Here is a 17,586-nt window from a genome sequence, read left to right as displayed (position 1 = left end):
ACAATATTATAGATGAGAAAAAACTAAAAGCCTTTTGCAAAAGGGATTAAAACTGAAGCCAACCTAAATCAATTCACTCGAATGTTAATCAAGTTAACCGTTGAAACGACATTAAATACTAAATTAAATGAACATTTGGGATATGAGAAAAATAGCGCTAAAACAGGCTCTAATACACGCAACGGTTATTCATCTAAAATATTACTCACCGATAGTGAGTTTGAAGGCAGTTTTGAACCTCAGCAGATCAGAAAAAATCAAACTCACATCACTCAAATTGGCAGCCAAATTTACCCTTCTATGCAAAAGGGATGACCATTCGTGAAATCGTTGCTACGTTCAAGAAAAGTTGATACGCGCATTGGGAGAATTTAAATACGTTTTTTGCTTCCCCTGATGAAATCCGCAAAATCATTTATACAACCAATATTATTGAGTCGCTCAATAACGTTATCCGTCATGCCATTAATAAACGTAAGGTCTTCCCCAACGATGGTTCTGTACGAAAAGCGATTTATTTAGCGATTGAATCAGCCTCTAAAAAATGGAGTATGCCAATTCAAAACTGGAAACAGGCAATGAGTCGTCTTATTATTGAGTTCGGTGACCGCCTAGACGGCCACATTTAATGAAAGGCAAATACACAGAATTATTTACAGAGTTAAATTATCGAATATGGCTAGTAATTTTTTGCTTAAAAAGTATAACTAACTCCTGTCATTCCAGTAAACCCTGTTTGGCGTTCAGTTAACGTACTATTACCAGCATCACCTACTAAATGATAGACTCCTACACCTGTATATAATGTCATATTTTCATAAACCTTATAATTCAGTATGAGTGAGCTATTCACATCTTTAAAACCTGCACCTGCATCATATTCTGCAAATTTGGATTTTTTAGCTTGTTGTTTAGTAACCCCAAAATAAATTTGGTTATATGACTCATTTGCCCAAACAGTCGCTATATTATAATCAATATACCAATTTTCATTAATTTCATACATTGCATTGGCGCCTAATATTACAGAAACAGCCCTACCAACTTTACGCCCTCCATATTCCCTTTCTGCTGTTGCAATATCTGTTGAAACATAGAATTCATAATTATCAAGATTATAAGATAAAGCAAAACCAACCAATGGAGAACCATCTAAATCCCCCATTCCTTTCAAATCTTTATTTTTGTTACCTAATAATCCAATTTCTTCATCTCGACCAAAATCATATCCAAACGAACTAAAAAATGTTAAATTTTCCGTTAAGCTAACCCCCCATGCTAATCCTTCTAAACCAACACTAAACATACCATAATCATCACTAATATACGCATATGTTGCTTCAACACTAGGTCCAATTTGATATTTTTTAGAACCTTCATATACCGGAGCTACTGATACTCCTACACCAAGATTAACTATACTCTCATTCGCAGAAGCATAGCTGTATGGTAAAGCTATTGTAGCCAGTATAAATGTTTTTATCTTTTTATTCATATTAGTTATTACGCTCTTTTATTTAATAATTTTTTTTCGAAGAAATTCTTTAATATTTTTCATTAGATCAAACTTGTTATTTTTTTCCTTTGACACTTCATTATCTAAAATACATCTTCTCGCCTCCTGACATCTCACTATTTCAGTATACTTAAAGTTAACAAGCGTTTTATCTTGTGTTCTTGTGAAATTATCCCCAATAAACATGAATGCAATTAAAATAATTAAAATAAATCCGAGTGAGTCTATATAGGATAGCTTCATATTCTGTATTCTTTATTCAGTTATAAATAAGTACGACAATAATAAAGAGTTAGATGTTTTGTACCTTAAAAATCAGTTAAATCAAGCTTAAGAAATAATTAATTTTTTTTATATCGTGTATTAATTTATTGTCTGTTCTAAATTGACTGCTTATACTTGTTAGCAGAGGTGATAATATGAATATCTTATTAGTCGAAGATGATCTTCAATTGGGAAAAGCGCTATGTCGTGGGCTGGAACTTGCAGGTTTTAATCCTTGTTGGGTAAGGCTACTTGCTGATGCAAAATTACAACTCGCATCTCGCAATTTTGACCTAATGCTCTTAGATTTGGGCTTACCTGATGGCGATGGTCATGACGAGCTCATAGCTTGGCGTAATATGGGAGAAACGATCCCAATCATCATTCTTACAGCAAGAAATCAAATGGATAACTTAGTTTCTAGTTTAGATTCAGGCGCTGATGACTTTTTAACAAAACCATTTGCTATGCCTGAGCTTATTTCTCGAGTAAAAGCGGTTAGTCGCCGTATGGCTGGTTTTTCATCTGAAATATGGCAATTGGGTAACCTGCAATTAAATCCACTTAATCATCAAGTAACCCTTAATGAGCAATTGCTACTGCTATCCGGGAAAGAATACCTATCACTCTATGAATTAATAAAAAATGCAGATAATGTTGTCAGAAAAACGGATTTAGAGCAGCGTCTATTTGGATTGGATGATGTAGAAAGTAACTCTTTAGAGGTTCATATTCATAATTTACGCCGAAAGATAGGTAAAGACCGTATAATTACTATCCGTGGCATTGGTTATTTATTAAAAAAAGAAGTGCCACTAAGTGAAAGTTAAATCATTTTTTATTTATACATTCGGGCTACAAATCAGTTCCGTTATTTTTCTTTGGTTATTATTAGTTGGCTGGCTCCAGTTTTTTTATTGGCCATCAATTCATGATGAGTTAAATGCACAACAGAATATCGTCACTCAAGGGTTTGCTAAAACACTTAATGTGGTTGCTGATAAACCTGAATATTTCAATAAAATAGCCGATAACCTACAAGAACTTTATTCTAGCGCAATGGAAAGTGGCGATAATATTAGTTATCTGCCTTTTATGGTTGTCAGAGATAAACAAGGGAATGTCTATTACCGGAACAGTGACAAATTACATGTTCCTTCGCTTAAATCCGTTTCTGAGCTCGCTGCATTACATAAAGACTGGCACTTTACTTCTGCATGGAATGATCAAAAAACCTTTGAGGTTGTCATTGCTGAATCTTATAGTGATCGTAAATCCTTATTAGGTAATCCAGCCGAAGGCACAGCCATCCCCCTCGCTTTCATTTTAGGTATTATGTTGCTAGCAATTTTAATTACCGCTTATTTTAGTTTGCGGCCTTTAAGACAATCAGCAAAACTCATTTCCAGCCGTCAGCCGGGTAATTTAACTCCTATAGAAACAAAAGAGCAATATAAAGAAATTCGGCCTATTATTGCAGCAATAAATAACCTTATGTCTCGTGTTGATGCTGCGAATCAACGTGAAAAGCGCTTCATGGCAGACGCCGCACATGAATTACGGACGCCGATTGCGGCTGTTATTGCTCAATTGCATTTGTTAATGCAAATTGATAATCCAAAAGAAAAAGGCGAAATTATTAATGATATGCAAGAAACTTTAAATCGTGCGGCCTCTCTATCACATCAATTAATTGACCTAGCTCGTTTAGAAACTGAAGATTTCTTGTTAAATAAAGAACAAATTGACCTGCCTGCATTAATCAGCCATTTAATATCTTCACACATACCTTACGCCATTAACAAAGATATTGATGTCGAACTCCAAAGCCCAAAATCTTTTTATATCCTCACAGATAAACTCGCATTACGTAATATTTTTACTAATCTGCTTGAAAATGCGATTAAATATTGCCCTGAAAAAGGGAAAATCAAGGTCATTTTAAAAGACCTTACCCCATTTGGTGGGACTATTTCTGTTCAAGATAACGGCCGAGGAATTCCAGAAGACAATCGCCAGCTTATATTTTCTCGCTTTTATCGAGTACCTGGAACAATGGAAACCGGAAGCGGTTTAGGTTTATCAATCGCCCAGAATTTAGCCCATAAAATCGGTGCTGTAATTAGAGTTACTGATGGATTAGACAATCAAGGTATTGGTTTTATTATTGACTTACCCTAAATCGAATAATGTTATTGAGTTAACAGCAATCACGCTTTTTTCCAGATAGTATACGCTGTTATACGTTAATATACTTACACCTAAAAGAGGCAATAATGTCCAAGGCATTAGTAATTATTGATCTCATTGAAGAGATAATTGGTAAAAATGGCTTATCTAATTCAAGTTACCAGCAAACTTGCTCACGAAAAATTGTTGAAAAAGCTAATCAAGCGGCACAATATGCAAGAAACCATCATATTCCAGTGATTTGGGTTAAGGTTGGGTTTTCAGACAATTATCACGATGTTCCTGCTGGCTCCCCTATGTTTCAGCAAGCTAAAAAACTTGGAGCCTTAAAATTAAGTGGCACTGGGTGTCATTGGGCTCATGACCTTGAAGTGGCATTTCGTGACCCAGTAATGATTAAAAAAGGGGTTTCTGCATTTGCAGGAAATCATTTCCATAAATGGCTTACCGATAATGATATTACCGAGTTGTTTATTGGCGGAGTTAGTACCGTAAAGGCCATTCAAAGCACTGCTAGACAGGCTCATGATTTAGGGTATTTTGTTACAGTACTTGAGGATTTATGTGCCGCTCCAACGCCAGAACTCCACCAGCAAAGTATTCAGGCATTGGATGGCATGGTAACCATTTCTTCAGTTAAAGAATTTATGCAATTAAAATAACATTTAGATATCTCATGTGATTATTTTAATTTTTGCAAGTATATCTCTCGTAGCCGGATAGCTAGTTTCCCCGGCTTACCTTCCCCAATGAATTGGTTATTCGCCATAATAACTGGCCAAACTAATGTTGTCGCCGAGGTAATAAAGACTTCCTTGGCTTCTAACATTTCATCAACACTAAATGGCTTTTCAACAATGTCTATTTGTTGTTCTCTAGCAAGTTGTAATATCGCTTGGCGAGTAATACCTGACAATATTTCATTATTTAACCCCCGTGTTTGTATTTGGTTTTGTTGGTTAATAATAAAACAATTACTGGAACTTCCTTCAGTAATATAGCCGTTTTTAACAAATATAGCGTCGTCTGCACCTTGCTGTTTAGCGTATTCTTTTGCCATCGAAGCTGCTAATAAAGCAACTGTTTTAATATCACAACGCTGCCAACGAATATCATCTACAGTGACGACTTTTATTCCATATTTTGATTTTTCATTTTCAACAATCTGTGTCTTTTGTGCAAATAAGACTAATGTTGGCTTCGTCTGTTTATCCGGATATAAAAAACTGCGTTGGTGTGCATTACCACGAGTCAACTGAAGATATACAAGCCCTTCTTCGATATTATTTTTCTGAACTAATTGAAGATGAATTTGTTTTAATTCAGCTAAATCATAAGGTAGTGATAACTGTAATTCAGCACAAGAACGCTGTAAACGAGCCATATGACGATCAAAGTCAACGAGCTTACCGTTAATTATTGCTGTCACTTCATATACTGCATCCGCAAATAGAAACCCACGGTCAAAAACAGATACTGATGCGTCTTCTTCAGGTAAAAACTGGCCGTTCACATAAGCAATCATGAGTTATATTCCTTTATCAATCAAATCATTACCTAACCTCTGATTAACCATACACCATATTATAAAAATTACCTTTCAATTCTTCACACTTTTTGTGCCCATTTATGGATTTTTGCATGTCTTGTGGTAACAACTTGCAGTCAAAAACAAGTGCCAGACATTCTTTTAAAAAATAATTTAATATTTAAAATTATTTTTAATATTAACTTGACATTAACATGTTAATGGCTAAAATGCTCTCACGTGATCTGGATCACATTTTAATTTGGAGTTATCGATGAACAGCATCAAAAAATTTATCAGCAGTGTGCAAGAAGTTGTTGAATTACTGTCTAAACGTTTTATGTAAGCGAGTTAATCATTTTTTAGTCAATCAAACCTTTTAGTTACCTAATCATTAGCGTTAATTGCATTTATTTTGCACAACGACCTTGAAATCAAGGTCGTTTTTTTATTCGAAAACATTTTCAATAATTTCTGCGACTATCGCTGTTCCTATCGCAACCAAGACAAGATCTTGGCCACTGATTTTCCATTCATACCCGACATAAACGGGTAATTGAGCTAAAAAAGCTGAAGGTAACGCTTTTTTGGCAATACCTGGAGGAAGCGGTTTACCCCGACCAACTTGCTTTTCAATGCCTGGCGGCAACCCTTGATAGCCCGTCAAACCATATTCAATGGCCAAAGGCCTTACATTACCAAAACTCACATTAAAACTAACATTAGAACCTCGTTTCTTATCGTAATATTCACTTGCTTTGGCATATTTTAGCTGTTGATTGCCATTCCCTTTATTCGATTTATCTTTATTCTGATTTCCTTTGTTTCCATGAATTTGTTGATTTCCTTTACCATTCCCTTGGCCTTGATTGCCATTAGGAGATGAATTAGCGAGAAATGGAGTGCAGGCAATAACGGGTAATAAGATATACTGCAAAAGAACAGAATAAGTCGGCTTTTTAAATACGCTCATAATAAATTCCTGCAAAGTTAATATAACATTAGGAAGTTTGTAGAACATTATGCTTAGTTATGAAGACTCACAATCAGAAAATCCTTATCACATGTAATGTTATGTAAATGTTACATAACTAGCCAAATTAACGAACCCGCTCCTTTATAATGACCTTTATTGTCATTAATATTGCATTCATATACCGCACAATACTTAGAACTAACAATAAGAATTAAGACGGAGTTTAATATTGTTCGCCATGAATTTTCATTGTGAATATGATAAGGTCTTTAAACTATCGAATATTTTTATAAACCATTGTTCCTAACACCCTCAAGAAGGAGAAACCATGCAGCAGCAACTGCTAGACTGGGTACGTCAGTTCAACCAAGATTACGCTAACCTCGCCTCTTTACTTATGGTGCTCGGTTTAATCCTAATCGTCGCCTGCGTATTACACTTAATTCTGCATAAAATATTACTTCCTCAACTCGAAAAAAGCGGGCAAAAAAGTGCAGGAACTTGGATTCATTTAATAACTCAACATAATCTTTTTAATCGCTTTGCATTTGTTATACAAGGTGTTGTTGTCAATATCCAAGCTACGCTATGGTTACATTCAGGCTCGACTACACAAGCCGTTCTAAAGGTCGGCTCACAGGCTTGGTGCCTATTATTTGGCTTACTTACCCTTTACTCCGTTCTTGATATTATACTTGGTGTACTCCAACGTGCAGCCAAAACCGCGCATTTACCTCTTAGAGGAATATTTCAAAGTCTTAAACTGATTGCCACAATTCTAATTGGCATCATGATTATTGCGCTATTAATAGGCAAATCGCCTCTGATTATTCTCAGCGGTCTTGGTGCAATGACCGCTGTCATGATGCTAGTGTTCAAAGACCCTATTATGGGGTTAGTTGCTGGAATACAACTTTCAGCCAACAATATGGTTAACATTGGCGATTGGTTAGAAATGCCTAAATACGGTGCTGATGGCGCTGTGGTTGATATTGGTTTAACTACGGTAAAAGTCCGTAATTGGGATAACACAGTAACCACTATTCCTACCTATGCACTTATTTCTGATTCCTTCAAAAACTGGAAAGGAATGACAGAATCTGGTGGACGCCGAATTAAGCGTAGTGTCCGCTTAGATGCTAGCAGTGTGCATTTTTTAACATCTGAAGAAATAGCGTACTGCATTAAAGCAAATTTACTTGAGCCCTATATAGAGCAAAAAATATCTGAGATTCAAGTCTTTAATTCTAGCCTACCTGATGATAAAGCAATCCCTTTAAATCAACGTCGTCTGACAAATATAGGGACTTTCCGCGCTTACATTGAAGCTTATTTAAAATCACACCCTAATATTCACAAAAATATGACGATTATGGTCAGACAGCTAGAATCTGACTCAAATGGTATCCCAATCGAAATATATGCATTTACGAATACAACCGTATGGGTGGAGTATGAAAGAATACAGTCAGACATTTTTGACCATATCTTTTCCATCCTTCCGCAATTTAATCTGATGGTACATCAATCACCTACCGGAAATGATGTTAGGATGATAGGCTATTCCCCAGAAAAATAATTAATACTAAGTGATTAGTTAAATTTTCTTATCCATCTACACCTAAAGTAGTATTTCAAAGAGGGAGATATCCCTCTTTTTCCTTACTTTTGACCCAATCGTTATATAATAATTAATACTTCGATAGTTAATAGAAATAGAACTAATCTATGTTATAGCGAACAAAAAAATCCTTATAAATTAAATAAATACATTTATCTTATCAGGGATAACATTGATGTAAGTCATGTAACTCAACAGAAACTTTTTTTAACATATAAAACAAGAAAGTAATGTTGTTATTTACATATAGGCAATGTCAATGCATAAAAATAAAATAAATACTCAATTTGGAGAACTGAGCAGGAGGGAGTTTATACAAACCTCTGCAACCGTTGCGGGTGTCGCTGCTGTTGCTGGCTCAATCACTCTTCCTTTTGCTGCTCAAGCAAAAACACCAGCGATCATGCCTGACGAAGTCAGCGAAAAAATCAGCTATAGCGCATGCTTAGTAAACTGTGGTAGCCGCTGTCCATTAAAAGTTCATGTGAAAGATGGTGTTATCAGCCGCATTTCCAATGAAACAATGTATGACGACTCAACGTTAGGTGAACACCAAATACGCCCATGTTTGCGTGGCCGTTCAGTGCGCTGGAAAACCTATAACCCAGACCGTTTAAAATACCCAATGGTACGAGTTGGTAAACGCGGTGAAGGTAAATTTAAAAAGATCTCATGGGATGAGGCAACAACCATTATCGCCGAAAAACTGCAGTATACTATTGATAAATATGGAAGTGATGCCATTTACTATCAATATGGCTCGGGCTCAACAGGCGCAAACTTACACGGCCGTGCTGCTTGTAAACGTTTATTAAGCTTAACCGGTGGTTTCTTGGGTGATTATGGCACATATTCATATGCGCAATTAATGGAAATCACGCCTTACGTATATGGCAGTATTGAAGAATCCTATTTATCTGAAATCCAAAACTCAGATTTAGTCGTCATGTTTGGTCACAACCTTGCTGAAACGCGTATGTCTGGGGGCGGTCAATTTTACGAAACCCTCAATGCGTTAGATAAAAGCAAAGCAAAAGTTATTATCATTGACCCGCGTCGCACTGATAGCGTCACAACGCTTGGCGCAGAATGGATACCTATTTACCCAGGTACTGACGCTGCATTAGTTGCTGCTCTCGGTTATGTCATGATTGAAGAAGGCCTGACTGACGAAGAATTCCTAAACAACTATTGTGTTGGTTGGGATGAGTCTACCTTACCTGCTTCTGCACCACGCAATGCATCATATAAAGATTATATTTTAGGTAATGGCCCTGATGGCATCGCAAAAACCCCTGAGTGGGCGAGCAAATTAACGGGTATCTCAGTCGCACGTATTAAACAACTTGCACGTGAAATCGGTAATGCAAATAGAGCATGGATCTCACAAGGCTGGGGCTTACAGCGCACAGAGAATGGCGAGCAAGCTTGTCGTTCTATTATGATGTTACCGTTGATGTCTGGGAACATTGGTCGTGCAGGAACTAACACTGGGCTGTGGGGTAACAGCTACGCTTATCCTGTTGCAGGTTTTGCTTTACCTAACCCAGTCAAAGCCTTGATCCCAACTTATATGTGGTCAGAAGCTATTGTTCGTGGGAAAGAATTAACCGCAGAGAACGGTGGTATTAAAGGTGTCGATAAACTCAATAACGACATCAAGTTTATGTGGTGTTACTCCAGTAATGTCATTGGTAACCAACATGGCGACTTAAACAAAACCCATGAAATACTGGCTGATGAGTCAAAATGTGAATTCATTTTAGTGTGGGATAACCATGATACGCCATCCGCAAAATATGCAGACTTATTGTTACCGGATGTCACAACTGTAGAAACCAACGATTTAATCAATAACTCCTATGCAAGTGGTGCGTATCATTATTTAGTTCGCCTACAAAATGCCATTGAGCCACTGTGGGAAAATCGCCCTAATTACGATGTGTTAGCAGAAATTGCTGAAAAAATGGGTGTAAAAGAACAATTCACCGAAGGCCGTACCTACGCCGAATGGATTGAGTTCTGTTATAACAAAACACGTGAAAAAATGCCTCATTTACCTGAATTCAGCGAAACCGACGGTGCGGGTATTATCGACCGTAAGTTCCTGAACAGTTCAGAAAATATTGCATTGAAGAAATTCCGTGATGACCCAATCAATAACCCATTGAAAACGCCGTCAGGTAAAGTGGAAATCTATTCAGAACAACTAGCTGAGCGTGTTAAAAATTGGGAGTTACCAGAAGGTCAACGTATTCCTGCCATTCCCGAATATTGCGTAAATAAAGAAGGTGTTGAAGCTCAAGCAAGCCAACAAAAGCATCCGCTATTAATGACGGGCTTTCATGATAAAGGCCATGTGCATTCATCATATTACAATGTTGCTATGCTACGTGAAGCCATTCCACATCAGTTTTGGCTCAACCCAGTCGATGCCCAGCAACGCGGCTTGAATAATGGTGATATGGCTGAAATATTTAATGATCGTGGTCGTATTCAAATTAAAGTGAAAGTGACAGAGCGTGTATTACCCGGTGTTATCGCCGTTCCACAAGGTGCATGGCGTACTCTTAATAATGATGGGCTAGATGTCGGTGGTTGTATCAATACACTAACTTCGCATGTTCCTTCGCCATTGGCTAAAGGTACCCCACAACATACTAACCTTGTTGAAGTTAAACGCGCTTAAGGAGTTGAATGATGAAACAATATGGCTTTTACTTTGACTCCACAAAATGCACTGGCTGTAAAACATGCCAAGTCAGTTGTAAGGATGAAAAAGATTTAGATTTAGGCCCAAAATTCCGTCGTGTCTACGAGTTCGGTGGCGGTAGTTGGCAAAAACAAGATGGTATTTGGCAGCAAAATGTCTTTAGTTACTATCTTTCTATTTCATGTAACCATTGTTCAAACCCGACTTGTGTCGCGGGTTGCCCAACCGGTGCAATGCATAAACGAGAAGAAGATGGTTTAGTCGTGGTTGACCAATCTATTTGTGTCGGTTGCCGTTATTGTGAGTTGCGCTGCCCGTATGGCGCCCCACAATTTGATGAGAAGAAGAAACTAATGAGTAAATGCGACGGCTGCTATGAGCGCGTCGCAAAAGGGATGAAACCTGTTTGTGTTGAATCTTGCCCGCAGCGTGCTTTAGATTTTGATGATATTAATGTTCTTCGTGAGTTACACGGCACAGAGTGTGGCATTGCTCCAATGCCAGACCCAAGCCTGACGAACCCGAATATTGTCATCAAACCACATAAAGATGCGAAGCCATTTGGCGATAAAAGTGGCGAATTAAAAAACCCTGCGGAGGTGTAAGATGCATGAATTACCACTCGTTTTTTTCACCGTCTTAGGACAGTCCGCTGCTGGGCTTTACTTACTCGCTTATATTAGCCGTAGAATGGGTTCTATTGACGATAATCAGCTAAAAACTGCCAATATCGTGGCCTTTATCATTATGATAATAGGTTTAGGTATCGGTGGGTTACACGTTGGCCAGCCACTACGCTTCTTTAATATGCTACTGGGTGTAGGCCGTTCGCCAATGAGTAATGAAGCGTTCTTGAGTGGCGTATTTGTTGGATGCGCTGCTGCAACGTTATTTTTTACGCTGTTTTTCAAACATACGTTATTACGTGAACTGGCTAATATTGCCGCGGTAGTGTCAGGACTTGCATTTGTTTGGTCAATACCTCAAGTGTACAACATCGCCACTATTGCTAACTGGGACACCGGTTATACCACACTGCAAATGTGGATGACGATGTTAGTCGGTGGCGGTGCGCTCGCCATTGCAATCGGTGCTCGTGGCTTAGGTATTGCTTCGTTCTTAATTGGTACTTTTGCTATTTTTGCAAGCCGTGCGGGTTATCAAGCCTTTTTAGCAGAAACAGGTCCCGCTCTTAGCGGTGAACAAACAGGCTTCTGGGGCTTCCAAGTTGTTGTTTTAGCTATTGCTTTAGCTGCTTTCGTTGGTATGGCGTTAAAGCACCGCGCACCAAAAGCGACATTAGCAACTTGTGCCGCCGCAGTATTATTAGCTGAACTGGCTGGCCGCATTGCATTCTATAATTTGTGGCAAATAACCATGTAAGGCATTGTTATTACTATGTTATAGTGTTTCATAAAAGAACCCCATTTGGGGTTCTTTGTTTAGATATCTTCAACACCACCTGCATTGATACAGTAGCAGGAAATTAAAAAATGATGTCATGCTTTAGCGCGAAATAAGACGGATAAAATAATATGATTGACACGACAATGATCCGCATCCTTGGTGCGTTTTTCTACTACCCTCCGCAATCGGACACTTTACGTAACGTTTACTCTGTCTTGGGTGAACTACCACAGTTATGTACATGGGATAACCCAGAGAAAATTCAGGCTATTTGTACTTCGTTGTCACAAACACAACCTGATGATATCTCTTATGATTATTCCATCTTATTCGAAGGACAAGGCAGTATGCCTGCTCCGCCTTGGGGCTCTGTGTACTTAGAGCATGATAATACTGTTATGGGTGAGTCAACTGCGGCTTATCGCGACTTTTTGCAAACGAAAGGTTTAGTCACTGATACTGGAGTCCGTGAACCTGAAGACCAATTTGGCTTAATGATGATGGCAGTTTCTGCGTTAGCAGAGCAAGAGGACGACAGCGCTGTTATTGCTCTATTTGAGCAACATTTGTTACCTTGGGCGTATCGTTATTTAGAGCTAGTGCAGCAAAGCAAAACAGAGTCCACTTTTTACCCTAGCCTTGCACAGATCACTGAAATTTATCTCAAGTCACTACAATTGAAATTAGAATTATCGCCAGTCAGGGCCGAATTATTTCGCTAAATAAAAACTAAACCAAATGAGCTAGTTAAACAAAATATGGGCTCATTTGGTTTTAGTCTAAAAAGAAGAGTTTGGCTCTTGTAAAAATGCAATTTCTTCTTGTGTTGATGGCCGACCTAAAATTTCATTACGGTGAGGATAACGGCCAAATTTATCAATGATCGCTTTATGTCTCATTTCAAAATCTAATGTACCGTCATCACCCAGCATGCGAAATAGCTCAACCGCCTGTAAATGTATAAAACTGGATTCAGAGTGCATAAATGGCATTAAAACAAACTTGCGCTGTGACGGCGTCAGAAGGTTATAATCATGTTGCTTAATCGCCTCTTGCGCTAATGCTAAAGCCATCCCATCTTGAGCAAAAGACCGTGGTGTATCACGCCATAAGTTACGTGAAAACTGGTCTAGAACAATAATTTCCGCTAAACGTCCACGAATAGATGCCCGCCAATAAGCTAATTCTCCCTTAGCTGCACGTTCACAGATATGAGCAAACCGTTGTGCTATCGTCAAATCAAACTTAGCGCTTTTTTCAAACCATTGTTTTGGTGTCGATTCCTCAAACCAAAATGAAAGCACTTCTTCCATGGCATTCATGATTTATTCCTATCTATTTTCTTATTAGAGGTTGTCATAATCCTAGTTAAAAATAGCCTTAATTGACAGGCTTGAGCTCTAATATCGGCTGTTTGTAGATAATTATTTTGTTTTTTTGCGATCTGACACCAAAAAAACATGCAATATTGATAGTGTAATTTTAACAATATACTACTTTATTTATTATCAAATCATTTATTTTCTACTTATGATAATTCCCAACTTTTTAATTTATAACGATTTGCTTTTTAGTGTGAATGAAACAATTCATCATGCCTAAATGCATACATTTGGTTAACTCAATGTTAGAATTTAACCTATAATGCGTATGTGAATTAGATAGTTACTTGCAGTCATCACTTTCAGCGGTTCATATTGGTTCTTATTAAGGAAGGCAATGTAAATGGCAGGACATATGGTACTCATTGGTTGGGCGTTATGGGTTAGCCCTTGTGGTACGGATTCATGCGATGCATTACCGGTGACTGAAACTATTTTTACACAAGAACAATGCATGAGCCGAAAAAAATACCTAGAATCAAAACGACCGAATCTCTACTTTCTCTGTGGTGAGGTTTACCGCGATAGCAATGAAATGACCGCTGAAGAAAAACATGCTATTCCTGCGCCTCATCTTCCTCTAAGAACGCTGCCAGAGCGAATTTCCCGTTAGTTTGAGCTAACTCCTTTAGCTCAAACTTAATTGGCATCAAACTAAATAATTTCAGCTATTGGGCTTTCTGCTTCAACAAAATCCCCTTTAGTAGCGCAATACTTCAACGTTCCTGCTCGGTGTGCAACAATTTGCACTTCCATTTTCATGGCTTCCATTACACCAATTACATCCCCTTCAGAAACGTTATTTCCTTGAGGGATCAGCCAGTTAAATAATATCCCGGAAATAGGTGCGTTGACCGCATCAGGATTATCAACTAATTGAGGGGCTGAATGGGATGCCGCTGAATTATTGACTGAGAAACCAGAAAAAAGTTGAGTGGGCAAACCTAGCTCACAACGCTTCCCATCAATTTCAATAAAAGTACGAGTCATCGCAGGATCCGATAATGGAATTTGCCGTTTTGCTGGTGGAATTTCCACATTAAATTCAGTCTCTATCCAACGCGTATGTACGCTAAAATTATCACAAAAATCAGCTTGTTCTATTACTGCACGATGGAATGGTAATACGGATGCAACACCTTCAATATTAAATTCTGCCAGTGCTCGACGTGCACGCAAAATAGCTTGTTCTCGTGTACTCCCCACGACAATTAATTTGGCCATTAATGAATCAAAGGTACCCGGTATTGTTGTCCCTGCCGTTACGCCACTATCAACACGGACTCCCGGCCCCGTTGGTGCATCAAAAACAGTAATAGTGCCGGGGGTCGGTAAAAAACCATTCCCAGCATCTTCGGCATTAATACGAAATTCAAACGCATGCCCTCGAGGAGTCGGCATCTCATTAATACTTAAAGGTAAACCTTCCGCAATACGTAGCTGCTCAATCACTAAGTCAATCCCTGCGGTTTCCTCTGTGACTGGGTGTTCAACCTGTAAGCGCGTATTCACTTCTAAAAATGACAGCGTTCCATCTTGGCTTAGCAAAAATTCAACGGTTCCTGCTCCCACATAGCCCGCTTTGCGGCAAATATCCGTTGAGGCTTGGACAATTTGCTGTTGTTGGTTCTCAGATAAAAAAGGGGCTGGTGACTCTTCAACCAGTTTTTGATTACGCCGTTGTAGTGAACAGTCACGTGTTCCCACCACCAGCACATTACCATGCGTATCTGCAATAACTTGGGCTTCAATGTGCCGAGGGTTATGCAAAAATTGTTCAATAAAACATTCACCTCGGCCAAATGCCGCAGTAGCTTCGCGCACAGCTGAATGATAAAGTTCTTCAACTTCATGGAGTTGCCAAGCTACTTTTAGCCCTCGGCCACCACCACCAAATGCCGCTTTAATGGCAATAGGTAAACCATGTTGATGAGCAAATTCCAGTACTTCTTGTGCACTATTCACAGGGTCTTTTGTACCAACCACTAGCGGTGCACCGACTTGCATTGCAATATGGCGAGCTTGAACCTTATCCCCTAGTATATCAATGCTGTTTGCGCTAGGCCCAATCCAGATTAACCCTGCGGCTTCAACTGCACGCGCAAATTCAGCGCGTTCAGATAAAAAACCATACCCCGGATGCACCATAGTTGAACCAGACTGCTGAGCGATACTAATCAACTTTTCAATATTTAAATAACTTTCTGCTGGCGAGTTTCCCCCAAGCCCGTAGGCTTCATCAGCCATTTTGACGTGGAGAGCTTCAATGTCACTGTCCGCATAAACCGCAACAGACTGGAAACCATAATCACGACATGCACGGATAATACGAACTGCAATTTCGCCTCGATTAGCAATCAATACTTTATGTTTTTTGTTGTTATTCATTTTCATAAGCACAATGGCTCCCTTGTAATACTTTAAATTCACCAAGTGGATTAAAACGTATTTTGGCATTCACAGGGATTTGCCCTGCTAAATCCAAATGGTATTCACATACCGCGCCAATGACGGGATAACCGCCAGTTAAAGGGTGGTCATTGAGAAACAAAACGGGCTGGCCATTTGCTGGCACTTGAATAGCCCCAATGCAAGTTCCTTCACTCGGTAGCTCCTGTAGTTGTTCGCGCTCTAACGGTTTTTCACTAGATAAGCGCAGGCCTATTCGATTTGATGACGCAGTGACTTGCCATAATTGCTTTGTTAGTTGGCCAACGGTTTGTTTTGTAAACCAATCCGTTCGAGGTCCCAATATCACATCCAAAACCACAACATCATTTTCTGCTGGGTAATCAAAAGCAGGTGTCTCATTTAATGAAACGGCTAATGGAGACGAATTAGTACTAACCGTTAATGTTTGACCTACCTTGATTGGGGCTGGGCCAACTTGCGCCAGCGTATCAAACGAGCAACTCGATAAAATAGGTTCAATATTAAAACCACCCCGCACAGCGAAATAACTACGTACACCTTTGTTCGGACGGCTTAATTTAATGGTGTCGCCTTTTGCTAAATGAATCGGTTGATAAGTATTAACTTGATATTGTTGGTGTTCTTTCGTAATAACCTCAATAGAACAAGGCGCACCAGTCACTGCAACAATAAGGTCTTTGTGCACTTGTGCCTTGAACCCACCTTGCGTTATCTCTAAAACGGCGGAGTCTGATTTATTCCCCACAATACGGTTTGCACTACGCAATGCCGATTTATCCATACTGCCAGATTCTGAAATACCTAATGCTGATTGGCCAATACGCCCTAAATCTTGAAATAAAACCTGTAATCCTGTCGCTAAAACGGTTAAATCAGCACTGACATTCTCAGCATTTTTTTCAATACTTACTTTAGTTGGCAAGCTATAGCTAATCTGGCTTTTTGTTGCATCAACAAAGTTTACCCGCATGCCTGCCTGAACGAGTGCGGGTTCTGGCCGATTGATATCCCACATTAATAGCTCAGTCACACCGATTAACTGCCATCCCCCTGGGCTAGCTTGTGGATAAACACTGCTAAACTCCCCGGCTAAGGCAACAGATCCCGCAGGGATACGCACTCTTGGTGATTGACGCCTTGGAACATTCAGATTAGCGCCTTTCGACACCATGTAACCAAAACCCGGAGCAAAACCGCTAAATGCAACCTGAAATTCATTTTCTGTGTGACGACGTATCACTTCTGCAGTGGATATCCCTAAATGCGCTGCAACATCCGAAAGATCCTCTCCATTGTAATGAACAGGGATAGTGACCAATTTACTGGCCTTACCAACTCTTCTCGACACATCCCTAACCGATATTTTTTCAACCAACTCATTTACATCAATCCTGAACGGGTTGTAACGAATTAAAATAGTCCTTGCTGCTGGTGTTATTTCATCAATCCCATAAATGGGCATTTCTGTTAAAGAATCAGTCAATGCCATTGTTTGTTCAAGACTTTCCAACTCCACCATAAAAGCACTTAAATTGACGGGTAAAAATCTCAATTGG

The 17,586-nt window shown here is 39.0% G+C and carries 15 protein-coding genes and 1 pseudogene; 10 read left to right on the top strand and 6 right to left on the bottom strand.

The window, feature by feature from the left end; genetic code table 11:
- Positions 1-8: 8 nt before the first annotated feature.
- A pseudogene (locus P3L44_RS08425) lies at positions 9-629 on the top strand (transposase).
- A 65-nt stretch (positions 630-694) separates the two neighbouring features.
- Here the strand turns inward: P3L44_RS08425 and P3L44_RS08420 are convergent.
- Complete coding sequence (locus tag P3L44_RS08420) at positions 695-1,495, bottom strand: MipA/OmpV family protein (RefSeq protein ID WP_272662198.1); 801 nt, start codon at positions 1,493-1,495, stop codon at positions 695-697.
- Between the two features lie 440 nt (positions 1,496-1,935).
- Between P3L44_RS08420 and P3L44_RS08415 the strand changes: the two genes are divergently transcribed.
- The 3 genes from P3L44_RS08415 to P3L44_RS08405 all read left to right on the top strand — a co-directional run bounded on the left by P3L44_RS08415 (position 1,936) and on the right by P3L44_RS08405 (position 4,632).
- The gene (locus tag P3L44_RS08415; RefSeq protein ID WP_272662199.1) at positions 1,936-2,610 is read left to right on the top strand and encodes a response regulator; all 675 of its coding nucleotides are present in this window, start codon (positions 1,936-1,938) and stop codon (positions 2,608-2,610) included.
- Positions 2,600-3,961 (top strand): sensor histidine kinase, encoded by a 1,362-nt coding sequence (locus P3L44_RS08410; RefSeq protein WP_272662200.1) that lies wholly within the window; start codon positions 2,600-2,602, stop codon positions 3,959-3,961. The genes P3L44_RS08415 and P3L44_RS08410 overlap by 11 nt, the downstream gene beginning before the upstream one ends.
- A gap of 95 nt (positions 3,962-4,056) precedes the next feature.
- Complete coding sequence (locus tag P3L44_RS08405; protein ID WP_004260017.1) at positions 4,057-4,632, top strand: cysteine hydrolase family protein; 576 nt, start codon at positions 4,057-4,059, stop codon at positions 4,630-4,632.
- Between the two features lie 20 nt (positions 4,633-4,652).
- Here P3L44_RS08405 and P3L44_RS08400 read toward each other — a convergent pair whose 3' ends face one another.
- Positions 4,653-5,495, bottom strand: coding sequence for a D-amino-acid transaminase (locus P3L44_RS08400; protein ID WP_140172558.1), 843 nt, complete (start codon positions 5,493-5,495; stop codon positions 4,653-4,655).
- A 451-nt stretch (positions 5,496-5,946) separates the two neighbouring features.
- On the bottom strand, positions 5,947-6,471 hold the full coding sequence (locus P3L44_RS08395) for an anti-virulence regulator CigR family protein (protein ID WP_272662201.1): 525 nt from the start codon (positions 6,469-6,471) through the stop codon (positions 5,947-5,949).
- A 331-nt stretch (positions 6,472-6,802) separates the two neighbouring features.
- Between P3L44_RS08395 and P3L44_RS08390 the strand changes: the two genes are divergently transcribed.
- The 5 genes from P3L44_RS08390 to P3L44_RS08370 all read left to right on the top strand — a co-directional run bounded on the left by P3L44_RS08390 (position 6,803) and on the right by P3L44_RS08370 (position 12,937).
- Positions 6,803-8,053, top strand: coding sequence for a mechanosensitive ion channel family protein (locus P3L44_RS08390; RefSeq protein WP_140172560.1), 1,251 nt, complete (start codon positions 6,803-6,805; stop codon positions 8,051-8,053).
- Positions 8,054-8,354: 301 nt separating this feature from the next.
- A complete protein-coding gene (locus tag P3L44_RS08385) occupies positions 8,355-10,784 on the top strand; it encodes a DMSO/selenate family reductase complex A subunit (protein ID WP_094962318.1) in 2,430 nt (809 codons plus the stop codon).
- An 11-nt stretch (positions 10,785-10,795) separates the two neighbouring features.
- Positions 10,796-11,413 (top strand): DMSO/selenate family reductase complex B subunit, encoded by a 618-nt coding sequence (locus P3L44_RS08380; RefSeq protein ID WP_036958092.1) that lies wholly within the window; start codon positions 10,796-10,798, stop codon positions 11,411-11,413.
- Between the two features lies 1 nt (position 11,414).
- Positions 11,415-12,191 (top strand): dimethyl sulfoxide reductase anchor subunit family protein, encoded by a 777-nt coding sequence (locus P3L44_RS08375; RefSeq protein WP_140172562.1) that lies wholly within the window; start codon positions 11,415-11,417, stop codon positions 12,189-12,191.
- A 152-nt stretch (positions 12,192-12,343) separates the two neighbouring features.
- Entirely contained in the window at positions 12,344-12,937 is a 594-nt protein-coding gene (locus P3L44_RS08370; RefSeq protein WP_140172563.1) for a molecular chaperone, read from the top strand.
- A gap of 57 nt (positions 12,938-12,994) precedes the next feature.
- Here P3L44_RS08370 and P3L44_RS08365 read toward each other — a convergent pair whose 3' ends face one another.
- Positions 12,995-13,537 carry a DUF924 family protein gene (locus tag P3L44_RS08365; protein ID WP_140172564.1) on the bottom strand — a complete coding sequence of 181 codons (543 nt, stop codon included), beginning with the start codon at positions 13,535-13,537 and terminating at the stop codon, positions 12,995-12,997.
- Between the two features lie 403 nt (positions 13,538-13,940).
- Here P3L44_RS08365 and P3L44_RS08360 point away from each other — a divergent pair, with 403 nt between their 5' ends.
- Positions 13,941-14,210 carry a hypothetical protein gene (locus tag P3L44_RS08360; protein ID WP_004259979.1) on the top strand — a complete coding sequence of 90 codons (270 nt, stop codon included), beginning with the start codon at positions 13,941-13,943 and terminating at the stop codon, positions 14,208-14,210.
- A gap of 41 nt (positions 14,211-14,251) precedes the next feature.
- Here the strand turns inward: P3L44_RS08360 and P3L44_RS08355 are convergent, their stop codons facing one another.
- On the bottom strand, positions 14,252-15,991 hold the full coding sequence (locus tag P3L44_RS08355; protein WP_272662202.1) for an acetyl/propionyl/methylcrotonyl-CoA carboxylase subunit alpha: 1,740 nt from the start codon (positions 15,989-15,991) through the stop codon (positions 14,252-14,254).
- A complete protein-coding gene (locus tag P3L44_RS08350) occupies positions 15,978-17,582 on the bottom strand; it encodes a 5-oxoprolinase/urea amidolyase family protein (RefSeq protein WP_140172565.1) in 1,605 nt (534 codons plus the stop codon). The genes P3L44_RS08355 and P3L44_RS08350 overlap by 14 nt, the downstream gene beginning before the upstream one ends.
- Between the last annotated feature and the right edge of the window lie 4 nt (positions 17,583-17,586).

The sequence above is a fragment of the Providencia sp. PROV175 genome, assembly GCF_032707045.1.
Lineage (GTDB): Bacteria > Pseudomonadota > Gammaproteobacteria > Enterobacterales > Enterobacteriaceae > Providencia > Providencia hangzhouensis.
Note: the sequence above shows the minus strand (reverse complement) of the source record. Positions and strands in the feature narration are given on the sequence as shown.